The organism is Curtobacterium sp. MMLR14_002 (assembly GCF_001864975.1).
Classification (GTDB): domain Bacteria; phylum Actinomycetota; class Actinomycetes; order Actinomycetales; family Microbacteriaceae; genus Curtobacterium; species Curtobacterium flaccumfaciens.
In genome coordinates this window covers 1-302 of sequence record NZ_MJGT01000118.1, presented here as the reverse complement: position 1 = coordinate 302, position 302 = coordinate 1, and the positions used below count along the sequence as shown (strand labels likewise).

The following is a 302-nucleotide window of genomic DNA, read 5'->3' as shown; positions in this document are numbered from 1 at the left end:
TGCTGGGGCTGCTGGTTATTGGCACCGCCCATTCTCTGTTCCTATCCCCGTGGGACATCCTCATGCTGTACGGGGTAATGGGGCTTTTCCTGGGGGCCTTCCTGAACGTTCGCGCTCCAACGCTGGCTGCCTGCGGCGTTGCCCTGCTGGTAGTCACGGGTGTAGCACTCTGGTTCGAGCCCCAGTTGGGGTTGGCGGATCTCGGAAGCGGCCTTTCACTGCGCCTGCTGCAGGACAATGTGCCAGCCCTGAGTGGGGGGAGTTACCTGGAGGTGGTCGAAGCCAATGCCTACCTCAGCGCG

Annotated in this window: 1 protein-coding gene; it reads left to right on the top strand. The window is 62.6% G+C overall.

Features of this window, described 5'->3' with window-relative positions; genetic code table 11:
* Window positions 1–302, top strand: a 302-nt coding sequence (locus tag BIU91_RS19230) for a hypothetical protein (protein ID WP_216099686.1), incomplete at both ends; no start/stop codon positions are given.